The organism is Nocardia sp. NPDC059236, from assembly GCF_042754085.1.
Classification (GTDB): domain Bacteria; phylum Actinomycetota; class Actinomycetes; order Mycobacteriales; family Mycobacteriaceae; genus Nocardia.
Genome location: NZ_JBHZAF010000022.1, coordinates 95,884 through 110,630 on the forward strand (window position 1 = coordinate 95,884; position 14,747 = coordinate 110,630).

General features: G+C 69.5%; 10 protein-coding genes and 1 pseudogene. 1 reads left to right on the forward strand and 10 read right to left on the reverse strand.

Annotation, left to right across the window (positions count from 1 at the left end; all coding sequences use genetic code 11):
• Positions 1 to 59 precede the first annotated feature (59 nt).
• Entirely contained in the window at positions 60 to 1,913 is a 1,854-nt protein-coding gene (gene ilvD, locus ACFXIV_RS39245) for a dihydroxy-acid dehydratase (protein WP_379401378.1), read from the forward strand.
• Between the two features lie 81 nt (positions 1,914 to 1,994).
• Here ilvD and ACFXIV_RS39250 read toward each other — a convergent pair whose 3' ends face one another.
• The 10 genes and pseudogenes from ACFXIV_RS39250 to ACFXIV_RS39295 form a co-directional block, all read right to left on the reverse strand.
• A complete protein-coding gene (locus ACFXIV_RS39250) occupies positions 1,995 to 3,218 on the reverse strand; it encodes an acetyl-CoA acetyltransferase (RefSeq protein ID WP_379401377.1) in 1,224 nt (407 codons plus the stop codon).
• A 26-nt stretch (positions 3,219 to 3,244) separates the two neighbouring features.
• Complete coding sequence (locus tag ACFXIV_RS39255) at positions 3,245 to 4,969, reverse strand: class I adenylate-forming enzyme family protein (protein ID WP_379401376.1); 1,725 nt, start codon at positions 4,967 to 4,969, stop codon at positions 3,245 to 3,247.
• Positions 4,970 to 5,037: 68 nt separating this feature from the next.
• On the reverse strand, positions 5,038 to 6,222 hold the full coding sequence (locus ACFXIV_RS39260; protein WP_379401375.1) for an acetyl-CoA C-acyltransferase: 1,185 nt from the start codon (positions 6,220 to 6,222) through the stop codon (positions 5,038 to 5,040).
• Positions 6,215 to 7,315 (reverse strand): LLM class F420-dependent oxidoreductase, encoded by a 1,101-nt coding sequence (locus tag ACFXIV_RS39265; RefSeq protein ID WP_379401374.1) that lies wholly within the window; start codon positions 7,313 to 7,315, stop codon positions 6,215 to 6,217. Before ACFXIV_RS39265 ends, ACFXIV_RS39260 begins: the two co-directional genes overlap by 8 nt.
• 14 nt (positions 7,316 to 7,329) lie before the next feature.
• The gene (locus tag ACFXIV_RS39270) at positions 7,330 to 8,790 is read right to left on the reverse strand and encodes a carotenoid oxygenase family protein (RefSeq protein WP_379401373.1); all 1,461 of its coding nucleotides are present in this window, start codon (positions 8,788 to 8,790) and stop codon (positions 7,330 to 7,332) included.
• A 69-nt stretch (positions 8,791 to 8,859) separates the two neighbouring features.
• Complete coding sequence (locus ACFXIV_RS39275; protein ID WP_379401372.1) at positions 8,860 to 9,774, reverse strand: winged helix-turn-helix transcriptional regulator; 915 nt, start codon at positions 9,772 to 9,774, stop codon at positions 8,860 to 8,862.
• 44 nt (positions 9,775 to 9,818) lie between these two features.
• Positions 9,819 to 11,771, reverse strand: a complete 1,953-nt coding sequence (locus tag ACFXIV_RS39280) for an MFS transporter (protein WP_379401371.1) — start codon at positions 11,769 to 11,771, stop codon at positions 9,819 to 9,821.
• Positions 11,772 to 11,977: 206 nt separating this feature from the next.
• Positions 11,978 to 13,028 (reverse strand): annotated as a pseudogene (locus tag ACFXIV_RS39285) (FAD-dependent monooxygenase).
• Entirely contained in the window at positions 13,025 to 13,600 is a 576-nt protein-coding gene (locus tag ACFXIV_RS39290; RefSeq protein ID WP_379401370.1) for a TetR/AcrR family transcriptional regulator, read from the reverse strand. The pseudogene ACFXIV_RS39285 and the gene ACFXIV_RS39290 overlap by 4 nt, the downstream one beginning before the upstream one ends.
• Before the next feature lie 26 nt (positions 13,601 to 13,626).
• Positions 13,627 to 14,670: an alpha/beta hydrolase gene (locus tag ACFXIV_RS39295; RefSeq protein WP_379421414.1), complete on the reverse strand. Its 1,044-nt coding sequence runs from the start codon at positions 14,668 to 14,670 to the stop codon at positions 13,627 to 13,629.
• Positions 14,671 to 14,747: the final 77 nt, after the last annotated feature.

Consider the following 14,747-nt stretch of genomic DNA (forward strand, 5'->3'; position numbering starts at 1 on the left):
GCAAACTCCAACCACACGGTTGCAACCATCTGGTTGCAGATTGAGGAGGAGGTGGCATCGTGCCCGAGTTGCGCTCCCGCACGGTCACGCACGGACGGAACATGGCCGGGGCCCGCGCCCTCATGCGGGCCAGCGGCGTGCCCTCGGCGGATATCGGCCGCAAGCCCGTCATCGCGATCGCGAACAGCTTCACGGAATTCGTGCCGGGCCACACCCACCTCCAGCCGGTCGGCCGCATGGTCTCCGAGGCGGTGCGGGCGGCGGGCGGTATCGCGCGGGAGTTCAACACCATCGCGGTCGATGACGGAATCGCCATGGGGCACAGCGGCATGCTGTACTCGCTGCCGTCCCGGGACCTGATCGCGGATTCGATCGAGTACATGGTGAACGCCCACTGCGCCGACGCGCTGGTGTGCATCTCCAACTGCGACAAGATCACTCCGGGCATGCTCATGGCAGCCCTGCGACTGAACATCCCGACGGTGTTCGTCTCCGGCGGACCGATGGAGGGCGGCACCGCGGTCCTGGTCGACGGCACGGTGCGCAACCGGCTCGACCTCATCGTCACCATGGCCGAGGCGGTCTCGCCCGAGGTGTCCGACGCGGACCTGGAGCGCATCGAGGAGAACGCCTGCCCGACCTGCGGCTCGTGCGCGGGCATGTTCACCGCCAACTCCATGAACTGCCTCACCGAGGCGCTGGGCCTGGCGCTGCCGGGCAACGGCACCACGCTGGCCACCCACACCGCGCGGGCCGAGCTGTACCGGGCGGCGGGACGCACGGTCATGGACCTGGCGCGCCGCTACTACGACGAGGACGATGCCTCGGTCCTGCCCCGGAATGTCGCCTCCCACAAAGCCTTCGACAATGCGATGGCCCTGGACCTGGCCATGGGCGGATCCACCAACACGGTGCTGCACCTGCTCGCGGCGGCGCAGGAGGCCGGGCTGGACTACACGCTCACCGATATCGAGAAGATGTCGTTGCAGGTGCCGTGCCTGTGCAAGGTGGCGCCCAACGGCGACTATCTGATCGAGGACGTGCACCGCGCGGGCGGCATCCCGGCGCTGCTCGGCGAGCTGAACCGGGCCGGACTGCTGCACCGCGATGTGCATGCGGTGCACGCGGATTCACTCGACGCGTGGCTGGCCGAGTGGGACGTGCGCGCCGAGCGCCCCGCCGCGGCGGCGCGGGAGCTGTTCCACGCCGCTCCCGGCGGCAAGCGGTCGGCCAGCGCCTTCTCCCAGTCCGAGCGCTGGCACACCCTCGATCTGGATGCCGCGGCGGGCTGTATTCGCGATGTCGCCCATGCCCATTCGCGCGACGGCGGCCTCGCGGTCCTGCGCGGCAATCTGTCTCCCGACGGAGCTGTGGTGAAGTCCGCGGGCGTGGCCGCGCACATGCACACCTTCACCGGTCCCGCTGTGGTGGTGGAGTCGCAGGAGGATGCGGTCGAGGCGATCCTGTCGGGCCGGATCAAGGCCGGTGACGTGCTGGTCATCCGCTACGAGGGTCCGCGCGGCGGGCCGGGCATGCAGGAAATGCTGTATCCGACTTCATATCTCAAGGGCCTGGGCCTGGCCCGGGAGTGCGCGCTGATCACCGACGGCCGCTTCTCGGGCGGTTCCTCCGGCTGCTCCATCGGCCACATCTCCCCAGAGGCGGCGGCGGGTGGCCCGCTGGCGCTCGTCGAGAACGGCGACACCATCACCATCGACATCCCGTCGCGCTCCCTCACCCTCCTCGTCGACGACGCCGAATTGGCCACCCGCCGCGCGGAATTGGAGGCGAACGGCGGCTACCGGCCGCGCCACCGCGAGCGTGAGATCTCGCTGGCATTGAAAACCTATGCCCTGCTGGCCACCTCGGCCGACCGGGGCGCGGTGCGCGACCCCGCCAAACTCGCCGGGTGAGAGCCGAACTCGCCGGGTGAGAGGTGACCGTGGTTCGCACGGCTCGCGCCCGGCGCGGCGGCGACTCCGGGCCGTCCCGGGTCAGCCGGCCACGGATTCGACGATGAAACTCGCGACCGTGGTGGTGCTACCGCCGATGTTCACGGTGCCGTAGCGGGTGACGCCCGGCAGCTGGCAGTCGCCTGCCCGGCCGGTGACCTGCTGGTACGCGTCGAGAAGCATGCGGACACCGGTCGCGCCGACCGGGTGGCCGATGCCGATCAGCCCGCCGCCGGGGTTGATCGGCAGGCTGCCGCTGCGGGTGATGTCGCCGGATTCCACGGCCTTCCAGCTCTCGCCGGGCGCGGTGAGGCCGAGGTGGTCGATGGCCACGTACTCCGACATGGAGAAGCAGTCGTGGACCTCGAGGCCGCCGAGCTGGTGGATATCGGCCAGACCGGCACGGGACAGCGCGTCGAGGACCGCGGTGCGCAGGTGCGGGAAGACATAGGGTTCGGCGGCGGAGGCGCGGAACTTCGCGTCGAGCGAAAGGCCGACGGTGCGGTGGCCCCAGCCCGAGATCAGCGCGGTGGTGTCGGGGCGGATGGTGCTGTGCCGCTGCAGGAACCGGTCCGAGACGAGAATCACGGCCGCCGCGCCGTCGGTCATCTGGCTGCAGTCCTGGCGGCGCAGGACGCCGGCCACCGGCGGGTTGGCGGTGTCGTCGGCGGTGAAGCTCGCGTCGGTGTAGGACCAATTCCTGGTCTGGGCACGGGGATTCGAGCGGGCATTCGCGACATTGAGCGCGCTGATGGCGCGCAGGTGCGCGGGATCGAGGCCGTAGCGCCGGTCGTATTCGGCCGCGATGCCGGCGAACTGGGTCGGCCACACCAGGTCGGTGTCCTGCGTCTCGTGGCCCGCCCAGGCCGCCGCGCCCATGTAGGCGGCCGCCTGCCCGCCCGGGACAGTCTTCTCCAGCTCGGCGCCGATCACCAATGCGCAGTCGTAGCGGCCGGATTCGAGATCGGCCATGGCGGCGAGGGCGGCCATGCTGCCGGAGGCGCAGGCGGCCTCGTGGCGGGCGGCCGGAATGCCCCACAGCTCCGGATGGATGGTGGCGGGCATGCCGCCGAGCTGGCCCTGGCCGGTGAACAATTGGCCGAAGGCATTGCCGACGTGGATCACCTCGATCGCGGTGGCGTCGAGGCGGACGGCGGCGAGCGTCTCGTCCAGGACGGCGCGGATCAGGGCGTCGAAGCCGAGGCCGACGCGGTGCCAGTTGACGGCGAAATCGGTTTGGCCGCCGCCCAGAATGTGCACGGACACGGGGTCCTCCTGCGATCGAAGAGTGGTCAGAGCCGGGCGCGTAGTTCCCGGCGCAGCAGTTTGCCGACCGGATTGCGCGGCAGAGTATCGGTGAGCTCGAGGCGCTCGGGCAGTTTGAACGAGGCGACCTCGCGGGCCCGCAGATGCTCGACCAGGTCGGTGAGGGTCACGGTGGCGCCGGGCGCGGGAACGACGACGGCACAGCATTTTTCGCCGAGCACCGCGTCGGGGTAGCCGACCACGGCGACATCCGCGATCGCGGGATGGTCGATGAGCAGGCCCTCGATCTCGGCGGGCGCGATGTTCATGCCGCCGCGGATGATGATCTCCTTCACGCGGTCGACGAAGCGCAGGTACCGGCCGCCGTCGCCGCATCGTTCGAAAACGTCACCGCTGCACAGGTATCCCTCGTCGTCGAAGGGTTCGGCGGTGGCGGTGCCGGGCAGGTAGCCGCCGAAGACGGCCGGGCCGCGCAGGCGCAGTTCGCCGCGTCCGCCGATCTCGGTGACCGTCGCCCCGGTGGTGACGTCGACCAGTTTCACCGCTGTCCGTTCCGCCAGTCTGGTGGACCAGCGCACCCCGGCCGCACCGTAATACGGCAGATGCTGGGCGCGCAGGGTGGGATCCGGCAGGTCGGCCGGTGCACCCAGCAGGCTCACTCCCTCGTTGGATCCGAAGAAGTTGATCACCTGGATACCCAGTTCCTCCTGCCAGCGGCGCACCACCGGCGGCGGCAGTGGCGCACCGCCGGAGCCGACCGTGCGCAGCGAGGACAGGTCGGCCCGGGCGCGCAGGGCGTCGTTCTGCAACAGCATGGTGAGCAGGGCGGGCGGCATGCTCGTGTGGGTGACCCGGTGCTCGGCGAGCTGGCGGAAGAACACGGGCAGATCCAGCGGATGATGCTGGACCAGATGCCCGCCCGCCAGCAGCCACGGCAGGAACGAGCCCGCGAATCCGGCCATGTTCACCATGGGAAAGGGGTTGAGCACCACCGAATCCGGGGTCATGCCGAGCCCGTCCTGGACGCCGCCCGCCACGGCGAGCCAGTCGCCGTGGCAGCGCGGAATGCCCTTGGGCGCGGCCTCGGTGCCGCTGGTCCAGCAGATGGTGATGCGATCGTTGACGGTGACGGGGAGCGCACAGGTGTAGTCGCGCATCCGCTTGCGGGCAGCTGCGCCGACCCTGCCATCGAGGGCGATCGCCTGCTCCGGGACTTCCGGCCCGAAGGCGAAGACAGCGCCCTGCCCGCCGATAACGGTCAGGGCCTCGGTCGCGAGTGCCCGATCTCCCAGCGCCCCAGCGGTAATGACGGCCTCGGCCTCGGTCGCCGCGACAATGCCCGACAGCTCGTGCCGCCGGAACGACGCGGGCATCGGCGTGGCCACCGCGCCCAGCCGCCACAGTGCAAGGTATACGGCGGTCAGGGCGATCGAGTTGGGCAGTTGGATCGCGACGGTGGAGCCCTGGCGAATCCCGTTGGCCAGCAGGACCGCCGCGATATCGCTGACGTGGTCGTCGAGTTCGCGCCAGGTGAGGGTGCGCGGGTGCGCGCCGGTCAGGTCCGCCAGGTTGGCCGGGTCGGTGATGGCGGGCGCGTCGGGGGCCTCGGTGACGCGGTGGCGGAAGACGTCGGGAATCGTCTCGGGCTGCCACCAGCCGCGCTCGAGGTAGGTGCGCACGGTGTCCGCCGGATGGCAGGCGTGCACCGGGCGGGCGGGGGACGTCGTTGCGGAGGAGGAGATTTCGACCATCGGAGTTCCCTGGTGATGAATTGGTCCGGTGACGGCGCAGCTGGTCCGGTGACGGCGCAGGCCGCGGGTCAGGTCATGCGGCGCAGCACCACGGCCGAGCCGAGCCCGAGCGCGGCGGGTATGGCGACCAGCGCGTGCTCGCCGTCGCGGCGGCGCAGCTCGTCCAGCGCCTGGGCGATGAGGATCCCGCCGGTCGCGCCGAGCGGATGCCCGACCGCCACCGCACCGCCGGACGGATTCACCCGGGACGCGTCCACTCCGAGCTCACGCATGAGCACCAGCGGTGTGACGGCGAAGGATTCGTTCACCTCGATCACATCCAGCTGCGCGGGCGAGATGCCCGCCCGCTGCAGGGCCACCCGGGCCGCACTGGTCGGCGCGGTCAGCAGCGGTGAGCGGACGGCCGTCTGGGCCGTGCCCACGATCTGCGCCACCGGCGGCCGCCCGAGCATGTGCTCGGCGCGCCGATTGCCCAGCAGCAGCGCCGAAGCCCCGTCGGCCAGTTGCGGCGCGGTGGCAATGGTGTGCAGCCCGGCGACGGGCCGCCGCGCCTGCGGCGTCCGGCGGGCCACCCGCTCCCAGGACGGATCGGCTCCGAACAGGGTGGGCAGCGCGGCGAAGGCCGACGCACACGCGTCCGGCCGCGCGCCCTCGTCGGCGGCGAGGAGCACGGTGCCGCCCTTGCGGGCCGGGATCACCGACGCCGATGTGGCTGCGCTGCTGGCCTTTCGATGCGACCGCACCGCGAAGGCGTCCAGCTCCGGCCGGGTGATGCCGTACTCGGCCGCCGTGAGATCGGCCGACACCCCGATGGTGACGAACCCGGTCCGCTCCCCCAGATCGGTGTCCCCGGCGATGGCCGGCCGATCCGCCAGCATCGGCACCCGCGACATCGACTCCACCCCGCCCGCGACGATCACATCCGCGAACCCGGCCGCCACCCGCGCCGCCGCGCCCTCCACCGCGTCCAGACCGGAACAGCAGAGTCGCGAAACCACCGCCCCCGGCACGGAATCCGGCCATCCCGCCCACAACACCGCGGCCCGGGCCACATTCGCGCCCTGCTCCCCCACCGCGGTACTCACCCCGACCAGCACGTCGTCGACCGCGGCCGGCGGACAGCCCCGTTCCTCCAACGCCGCCAGCAACTGCCCGAACAATTCGTACGGCGGAACCTCTGCCAAGGTGCCCCCACCCTTGCGCACCCGCCCCCGCGGCAACCGCACCGCGTCATAGACGAACGCCTCACTCATCGATATGCCTCCGCTGTTCTGCCGACTCCGGGTCGGACTCTTCTCCGCCAGTCTCCGGCACTCCGGGGCCCGATCCCGTAACGATCCCGGTGAGCGCGTCGAGGGTCCGATATCCGGCCGGGTCGTCGGCCGTCGTCACCGGCACGATGACCACCTCGTCGGCCCCCGCGGCGCCGTACTCGCCCAGGCGGGCCGCCACTGTTCGGGTATCGCCGAACATGCCTACGGCTGCGGGCAATTCGTCTGGAATGGCCGCCAGCACCTCACGCGGATGGGCCCCGCCGTGCGCCAGCCGGACCGCGTCTCCGAATCCGGCCTCGGTGAACATGGCGTCATACCCGGGGGCGCGCAGGTATCCGACGACACCCTGCCGGACGGTCGTGTACATGTCGGGGTCTGGATCCGCGGCCGCGATCACCCACACGGAGACCGGCGGCGCCGCGCGCCCGGCCCGCGCGGCGAATTCGCCTATCGCGGTGACACATCGGGCAACCTGGGCCGGGGTCACCAGGTTCAGCACCACCCGATCGGCGCAGCGCGCGGCGACCTCCAGCGCCCGCTCGCCGAAGGCCGCGACAATGATCTCGGCGGACCTATCCGGTCCGTACACGCTGTGGGCCAGGGTCGGGCGCAGGGCGGGCAGGCGGAGGCGGAATCCTCGTATGCGTTCGATCAGGCCGTCGTATTCGACCTTCTCCCCGGCGAGCAGGGCCCGCGCGATGTGGGTCGTCTCCTCCAGATGCCGTGCGGTGCGGTGCCTTCGGCGGCCGTGCCAGTCGCGGACCACCACTGTGCTCGAGGTGCCCAGGGCGATGTCGACCGGGCGGCCGGTGAGGGCGGCGACCGTGGCCGTCCCCATGGCGATGGTCGCGGGGCTGCGGACGCCGACGGCGAGCGGGCCGAGACACAGCGGGATCCGGCCGGGGGCCCGGCCGATGGCGGTGGCCAGGGCGAAAGCGTCGAAGGTCGCCATCTCGCCGACCCAGAGACGGTGGAAGCCGAGCTTGTCGGCGGCCTCGGCCACCAGCAGGGCGTCCAGGGGTTCGCGGTTCTGCCAGTACGGGAGGCTGACACTCAGATGCGGAAGGGGCACGCGGACAACCCTTTTCAGGAGAGCGGGCGGGCGGCGGCGCGCATGCGGTCCCCGCTGACCCAGGTGGCGTGGAAGCCGAGCGGGACCCGGACCGGCAGGCCGAGGCGGCACACGGGGCCCGCGGTGAGGTCGGCGGCGTCGTAGATCCACACCTCGCCGAGGCCGGTGTGGTTGTTGTGGGCGAACATGGTGAGCCAGGCGTCGTCCTCGGCGGTGCCGCCGGCGCGCGGGACCACGGTGAGCTCACTGCCGAAGATGCCGTCGCCGAAGGGCGCGGTCTGCTTTGCGCCCGTGCGGATGTCGTACTTGATGACGGCGTCGAAGATCATGGTGCGGTCGACCGACAGCCGCATCTGGTACGAGTAGCGGCCGGCGCGGCCGGCGCGGCCCTGATCGATGGCGGGGAACTCGGTGTTGACGTCGTCCATGACCTCCTCGCTGGTGGCGCCCGTGCGGAGGTTGAAGCGATACCTGTGCAGCTTGGCTTCCGGCCGCAGATAGGCCAGCAGCTGGGCCAGGGGGTGAGCGCGGTCGGACACCGGGCTGGGTTCGGAGACCCGGCAGACCACCAGGACGATCTCTTCGCCCTCCTCCCAGGAATTGACGGTGTGGTAGATGTAGCCGGACTCGGCCTCGAACCACTTCGCCTGCGCCCCTTCGCCATACCGCGGCAGCACCGCGAACCGGCTGGGCAGCGTGCGGTCGAAGAAGATCTTGAAGCGGCCGGCCGCGGCCGCGCGCGGATCGTTGTAGAGCGGCAGATCCATGAGGATCGAATGGTTCTCGGTGATCGCCATGTCGTGCGGCAGGCGCGGGCCGGGTAGTTCCAGCCCGGTGAAATGCGTGACGGTGCCGCCCGGGTCGGCCACCCCGTAGCGCAGATACGGCGAATGGATGCCGTAATCGAAGAACAGCAGTTCCTCGGTGCGCTCGTCCACCTTGGCGTGTGCCGACACCTCGCCGCGCAGGGTGCCCTGGAAGGTGTCGACGCCGCGGGTCTCGAGGCTGACCGGGTCGAGCGCGTAGGGCTTGCCCGCCCGGTACCACAGGGCCAGCAGATTGCCGTGGTGGTAGACGACATCGGTATTGGCCGCATTGCGTTCGCGGCGATCACCGGGCGGATTGTGGTCCCAGGGTTCGATCACGCCGCGCCACAACGCGGTTCCCGCCGCGTGCTCGGCATCGAACTCGCCCGTGCGGATGAAGCGGTTGCGGTAGGTGGCCCGGCCGTTCTCGAAGTGGACCGCGTGCAGCATGCCGTCGCCGTCGAACCAGTGGTAGCGGCCGATCGGGGCGAACTGCGGATTGGGGCCGTTGCGGACGTAGACGCCGTCGAGGTCGGCCGGCAGTTCCCCGTGCAGCACAGTCAGATTCGTGGCCGTGGTCTCCTGCGCGCAGGGCGCGTACGGACCTTCCAGATACGGGTTGGTGAGCGCCTCGGCGGCGGGAGCGATGAGTTCTTCGTTGAGCGGCATGCGAGGCCTCCAGCGACCGGGAGTCGACGCCCGGCGAGATTCACTACAGTTAATGAAGTGATACGCGTCTCACTGAGGGCTGTCAAGAGCCGGGCGCGCGGCCGGCGGCTCGAAGCGCACGTCCCGCCGGCCGAGCACGGCCGCGCAGCCCCGGCAGCGCAGCGCGGGGACCAGCACCGCGCCGCATTCCTTGTGCCGGAGGCTCAGACCGGGTTCCGGGATCTCCGGATGTGCACGCTGGGACCAGGCCAGCAGGAAGGCGAAGACCCCGAACAGCGCCCGCCCGCGCGGGGTCAGCCGATAGTCGCGCCCGTCCGGCTCGGGCCGCTGCAGGATGCCCGCGTCCACCAGGCGCGCCAGCCGTTCGGTGAGCGTGGTCGGCGAGATACCCAGTGCCGCACGGAAATCCGAGAACCGCCGCGCCCCGGCCAGGGCCAGCCCGGTGACGGCCGCGCTCCACCGGTCGCCGATGGCCTCCATGATCTCGTCGAAACGCGCGTCGCCGCGGGCGAGCGTGGCCGCCCGCACCGAGCGCCGGCGGCCGGAGGTGAGGCGCCACAGCGCATCCCGATCCAGTTCCACCTCGGTGTCGTGGGCGGTGACATCGCGGCCGCAGCCCCGGCACATGACGACCGGCGGGCCGCGATGCCCGCACAGGGTGTGCGTGAACTCCGGCAGCAGCGCCCACTCGGCCGTCCACTCCCGCTGCCAGGACCAGACGCAGACCAGGATCTCCCAGGTCGCCAAACCCAGGTCGGTGAGCCGGTATTCGTAGCGATCGGCCGAACCCGGCCGCGGCGTGCGCACCAGCACCCCGGCATCGACGAGCGCCGCCAGCCGGGCGGTGAGCACGGCGGGCGGCGCTGCGGTGCGATCGGCCCACTGGGTGAACCGGCGCGCGTGGTCGACGAAGGCGTGCCGCAGGATCGTCAGCGTCAGGCGATCACCGAGCAGATCGAACGTCGCGGCTACCGGATTCGTCACTTCAATAACTGTACTTCATGGGCGGGAACCTGCACGGTTTCCGCCTACTCGGTCATGGTCGCCAGCTCACGCTCCACGGCCACGTCGTGCTCGGCCGCCTCCTCGGCCGCCTTCTTCGGGCTCCAGTGTCCGGCCATGATGAACACGAACGGGATGAAGCAGATCTGCGCGACCAGGCAGATCCACCACCAGCGCTTCCACTGCTTGGGCGAGTCGATCTGGGCCTGCTTCACGTCCTGACCGTGCGCGGACAGGTAGGCGAGATCGTCGGCGGGTATGGCGCTCACGGCCTTGAGCTTGGCGCTCGCCGCCGTCAGGGCCGGTCCGGTCTGGGACGCCACCGCGAGCTGATCGACCGGAACCTTCTGCGCGGCAGTGATCCGGGCGATGGCCTGATCCGGCGGGATGTTGAACTTCTTCGCGACCTGACCGACCGCGGTCGCCGCGCTCGCCTGATCGTTCGGGTTCGTCATCAGCTTTACCAGGACCTGCGTGTCGATGGCCTGGAGCGTGGCCAGCTCGTCCGGGTACTTGGCATTGAGTTCGACGGTGGTCTTCACATCCGAGGCGGAGTCGCCGGTCAGCTTCACCAGTGCGGCGACCTGCGCCGCTTCGTCATTCGGATTCTTACCCAGGGCCGTGAGCGTATCCGCGCCGACGGTCTGGATGGTGGCGATCTCCTCGTGGTACTTGGCATTGATGGTCTGCAGCCGTGGCCCGTAGTTCACCAGCGTGCCGGCGGCGGTGACCACGAACAGCAGACCCAGCAGCACGAACGTCACCACGGTCCGCAGCACGCCGCCCCAGACCGCGAGCCCGACCGCAGTGGCCGCCGGATTCCGCTTCTCCACCGTCTCGGTGAAACTCGCCATCCAGGTGGAGTAGGCGATGCCGGTGCCGACGGCGGTGAAGCTCATGACGGCGGCGAAGGTGTAGTAGTCGGTGCCCGGTTTGTCGGTGTAGCTGAGGAACAGGTAGCAGCCGATGATGCTGATGATCGCGCCGAAGACCATGAACGGTTTGCGCACCTTCATCGCGTCGGACACGATGCCGGTCAGCACCAGTGAGATGGCGGAGGCGATCCAGTACCAGTTGCCCAGCGAATTGGCCTGTGCGGCGGTGAAGCCGAAGTTGGTCGCCATGTAGACCGGCAGGAACGAGACGATGGTGTAGAAGAACGCCAGGAAGATCGAGATGGCCAGCGCCGAGCCGACGATGTCGAGATGCATCATCTGCTTCCACTGATTGCGTTCCAGCGCCTCGACATCCAGTCCGCGCGCTCGTGCCTCGATCAGCGCCTTGTCGCGCAGCGACACCATGATCTGGTCGCGCAGTCTCGGACTGAGCTCACGCAACCCGATCAGGCCGAACACCGAGATCACCGTGCAGATCACGCCGGCCAGCCGGTAGTGGAACTGCCAGTCCGGGTGGGCGTCGAGGGTGTGCGTGGAGATCTCGGTGGTGACCAGCGCGCCCAGCACCGGGCCGAGGGTCCAGAACCCCATGGCGGACGCGCGATCCAGCTGCGGCGAGAAGTCGCGCACCAGCGCGGGCGTGGCCACCAGCACCGCGCCCTCGACGATGCTGATCATGCAGTAGACGGCCAGGTACGCCTCTTTGGTCGTGCACTGCGGTTGCGCGAACAGCGTGAGCAGCGAGGTGATCACCGTGCCGTAGGCGACGATATTGGCCCGCCCCCACCGGTCGAGCAACCCGGTCACCACCGAGGCCACGGCCCCGAAGGCCGCGCCGATGATGAAGATGCCGACGAAGTACCGGAAGCTCAGATTGAAGTAGGCGATCAGCTGATTACCGACCGCGCCGGACACGAACAGCTGGTAGTACAGCGCGACCGACACGACGACAACGAGGAACAGATACCAGGATCGGGCGGGCGTTTCCGGATAGTGCGGCAGCTTGCGCCGCCACAGCCCGGTGACCAGCGTCGGCGGGGGAAAGTCCGCGGCCGGGTGTACCGCGGTCGGTGTGCTACTCATGTTCGAGACGCCTTTCTCTCCACGGCGTTTCGCGCAGCCGAAAAGCCCTTCGCGACGCAGCACGAGCAGCCGGGTGACAACAGGGTAGCGGTCATGAGTGACTTGAATCACTGTTACCGAAATCCGCACTGGACAGTTGTGACAAATTGCGTGTTCCAGACACTCGCAGCGAGGTTGCCAAGTAGTCCGGAAACGCACCCCCGAACTCACCGCCGTAGGTATTTCCCGATGACTTCGGCGGATTCGCTGATCGCGCCGACATAGCCGTCGGGGCGGACCAGGACGTAGGTGCCCGGGGCCACGTCGTAGCCCTCGCCTACCGGCACAGCGATCGCGGGAACGCCGAGGTCGGGTGTGGGGGCGCCGAAGGCCAGCAGGGTGTGATGCGGTCCGCGGAAGGCATCGAAAAGCCTTGTGCCGGAGGAGGAAAGTCCGTCGGGGGCGCGGTCTCCGGCGCGGAGCTCGCCGGGTTCGCTGCGGTCGTCGAGCGCCAGCGGACCGTTGCGGTAGGTGATGTCGAGCTGGTGGATGCCGGTGCCCCGCCGCCGTGGAAGTCCTGCCGATGCAGCTGTGTGGTCAGGCCCAGCACGGCCGAGGCGACCGGCATTCGTTCGGCCGCATAGGTGTCCAGCAGTTGCGGGTCTGCACCGGCCCGCACGGCCGCGAGTTTCCAGCCGAGGTTGTAGGCGTCCTGCACCCCGGTGTTGAGGCCCTGTCCCCCGGCCGAGGAATGCACGTGGGCAGCGTCGCCCGCCAGGTGCTGTGTCCGCCGTCCGCGGCGACGAGGTAGTCGGCGCGAATCTCACCGTCTGCAGTGTGCGCTGTGACGCCGGTGGAATCCTGTGTGACACCAACGATTTCGGTGTTCCACTCGACCTGCCCGCCGAGCTCGGTCAGGTGGGCGTGCAGGATTTCCTCGGTTCGCCATTGCAGAATGAGCCAGGTGTCGGGATAGGGCACCGCCGGTGAGGCAGTGAGGCCCGGAGCACCCAGCATCTCGGAGACCGTGCGCTCCCACACCACCTCCCGCCCGTGGTACAGGCGGAATTTCGGGAAGGGCTCGCCGCCGGCCTGGACGGCGTCGAGCACGCCGAGATCCTCGAACACCTCCAGGGTGCGCGGTTGCAGACCCTTGGCCCGCGAACCCGGGAAGACCCGGGCAGCCTTGTCGACGATGCGGAACGGGACGTGATCGCGGGCCAGGTCGCAGGCCAGGGTGAGCCCGGTCGGGCCGGCGCCGACGATCAGAACGGTCACTGCGTGGTTCCTCGATGCTGGAGTAGGACGAGTAGGACGTCGTCGACGAGGCGGCCGATGAAGGCGGCATCGAAGGGGGCGCCGATCTGCAACTGGCGCATGATCATTGCCTCGGCCACGTCGTGAATGAGTTCGGTATCGGTGTCCCCGGGTAGCTCGCCACGGGCGATCGCGCGGTGCAGCGCGTCGTGGAACGGGGACAGCTCCTCGTTCTCCGTGTGCTCCCGGAGCGCGGCGGCCAGCTCCGGATCATGACGCATAGCGGCGATCAGGCCTTCGATCATCGCGGCGATCTGGTCGGACGCCTTGTCGCGCAATGTTTCCAGCACCGCCACCAGATCGCCGCGCAGGCTGCCGGTATCCGGGATGTCGGCATTCTGCTGGGCGTCGTGGGCGTCCAGCGCCGCCTTGATCAACTCGGCCTTGTTGCGCCAGCGGCGATAGATGGTCGCCTTGCTGGCATTGGCACGCGCGGCCACCGCGTCCATGGTCAATGCCGGGTAGCCGCGCTCGGCGACCAGCTCCACGGTTGCCGCCAAGATCGCGTCGACACGCTGTTGTCCTCGAACCACGACTGAAGAGTACGACACGGTTTCGTTCACCCCGCTGATCCCGGCACCCGCGACAGGCCCCGATCGATCCCACTGGCACCAGTGACGAAGGCGGCGATCTCGTCGAGCGCGCGCCGCGCCTCGGGAATCGGGAACAGCGGCCAGACGTGCGGCATCCCCGGATACTCGTGCCAGGTCAGCGGAAAGCCCAACGCTGTCGCCTTCGACCAGAGCCGATGGGCGTCGGCACCGAGGATCTCGCGCGTCCCACTGAGGAGGGCGATCGGCGGCAGCCCGTCCAGAATCCCGAACAGCGGGCTGACCACGGGGTCGCTCAGGTCGATATCACCGGCGAACATCCGGGTCAGCACACGTAGCCCGCGGGCGGGGATGATCGGGTCGATCCGGTCGAGTTCGTCGATCACCGGATCACTGACGGTCGCATCCACCAGCGGCGAGAGCAGGACCAGCCGCGCCGGCGCGGGGAGTCCACGGTCGCGGGCCTGCATCGCCAGGGACAGCGCGAGGTTGCCGCCCGAGGAATCACCCATGAGCGTCAGCTCGTCGCCGGATGCCCGGTCGGCATAGAGGGCTATCAGCCACGCGAAGATCTCCCGGGCGGTGTGCTCGGGTGCCAGCGGATACATCGGAACAGTGACCGAACAGTGCAGCAGCTCCGCCAGTTTCGCGATCGTCTCCCAGTGCGGGTCGGTGATGGGTCGCACCCAGCCGCCCCCGTGCAGGTACAGCACTCGCCGCCGAGGCTGCCCGGATCGCGGACCCAGGACATAGACGCCGTGTCCCTCGAACTCCTCCTCCCGTACGTCCAGCCGCGCCCGGAGCCCGGCCGATGGCACGGCGGGACCCTTCCGCCGATCCGCCGCGATCGTCCGCCGAATCCGCTCGTCCCCGTCGAGACCACGCCGAACACACAGCACTCGCATCGCGCACATCATCAGATGCGCTCTAACACTGGACATTTCAACCCTCCCCGCACTGCCGATCATCAGGACCCCTGAAGTGTACGAAACCGTTTCGTACACTTCAAGCCCAGAGCGCACTTTGCTGCTCAGCAGGCGCCCGGCGCGCATCGAGACTTCCTGACGGAGTGTCCGGACCGCGCCGCATACAGCGGCGCCGGATGGCTTACGCCATCCGACATCTGGGC

Excerpts from the sequence above, each read along its gene's own strand:
- ACFXIV_RS39295 (WP_379421414.1), bottom strand. The coding sequence starts at position 14,670 with ATGCGCGCCGGGCGCCTGCTGAGCAGCAAAGTGCGCTCTGGGCTTGAA.
- ACFXIV_RS39255 (WP_379401376.1), bottom strand. The coding sequence starts at position 4,969 with ATGGTCGAAATCTCCTCCTCCGCAACGACGTCCCCCGCCCGCCCGGTG.
- ACFXIV_RS39270 (WP_379401373.1), bottom strand. The coding sequence starts at position 8,790 with ATGCCGCTCAACGAAGAACTCATCGCTCCCGCCGCCGAGGCGCTCACC.
- ACFXIV_RS39280 (WP_379401371.1), bottom strand. The coding sequence starts at position 11,771 with ATGAGTAGCACACCGACCGCGGTACACCCGGCCGCGGACTTTCCCCCG.
- ACFXIV_RS39260 (WP_379401375.1), bottom strand. The coding sequence starts at position 6,222 with ATGAGTGAGGCGTTCGTCTATGACGCGGTGCGGTTGCCGCGGGGGCGG.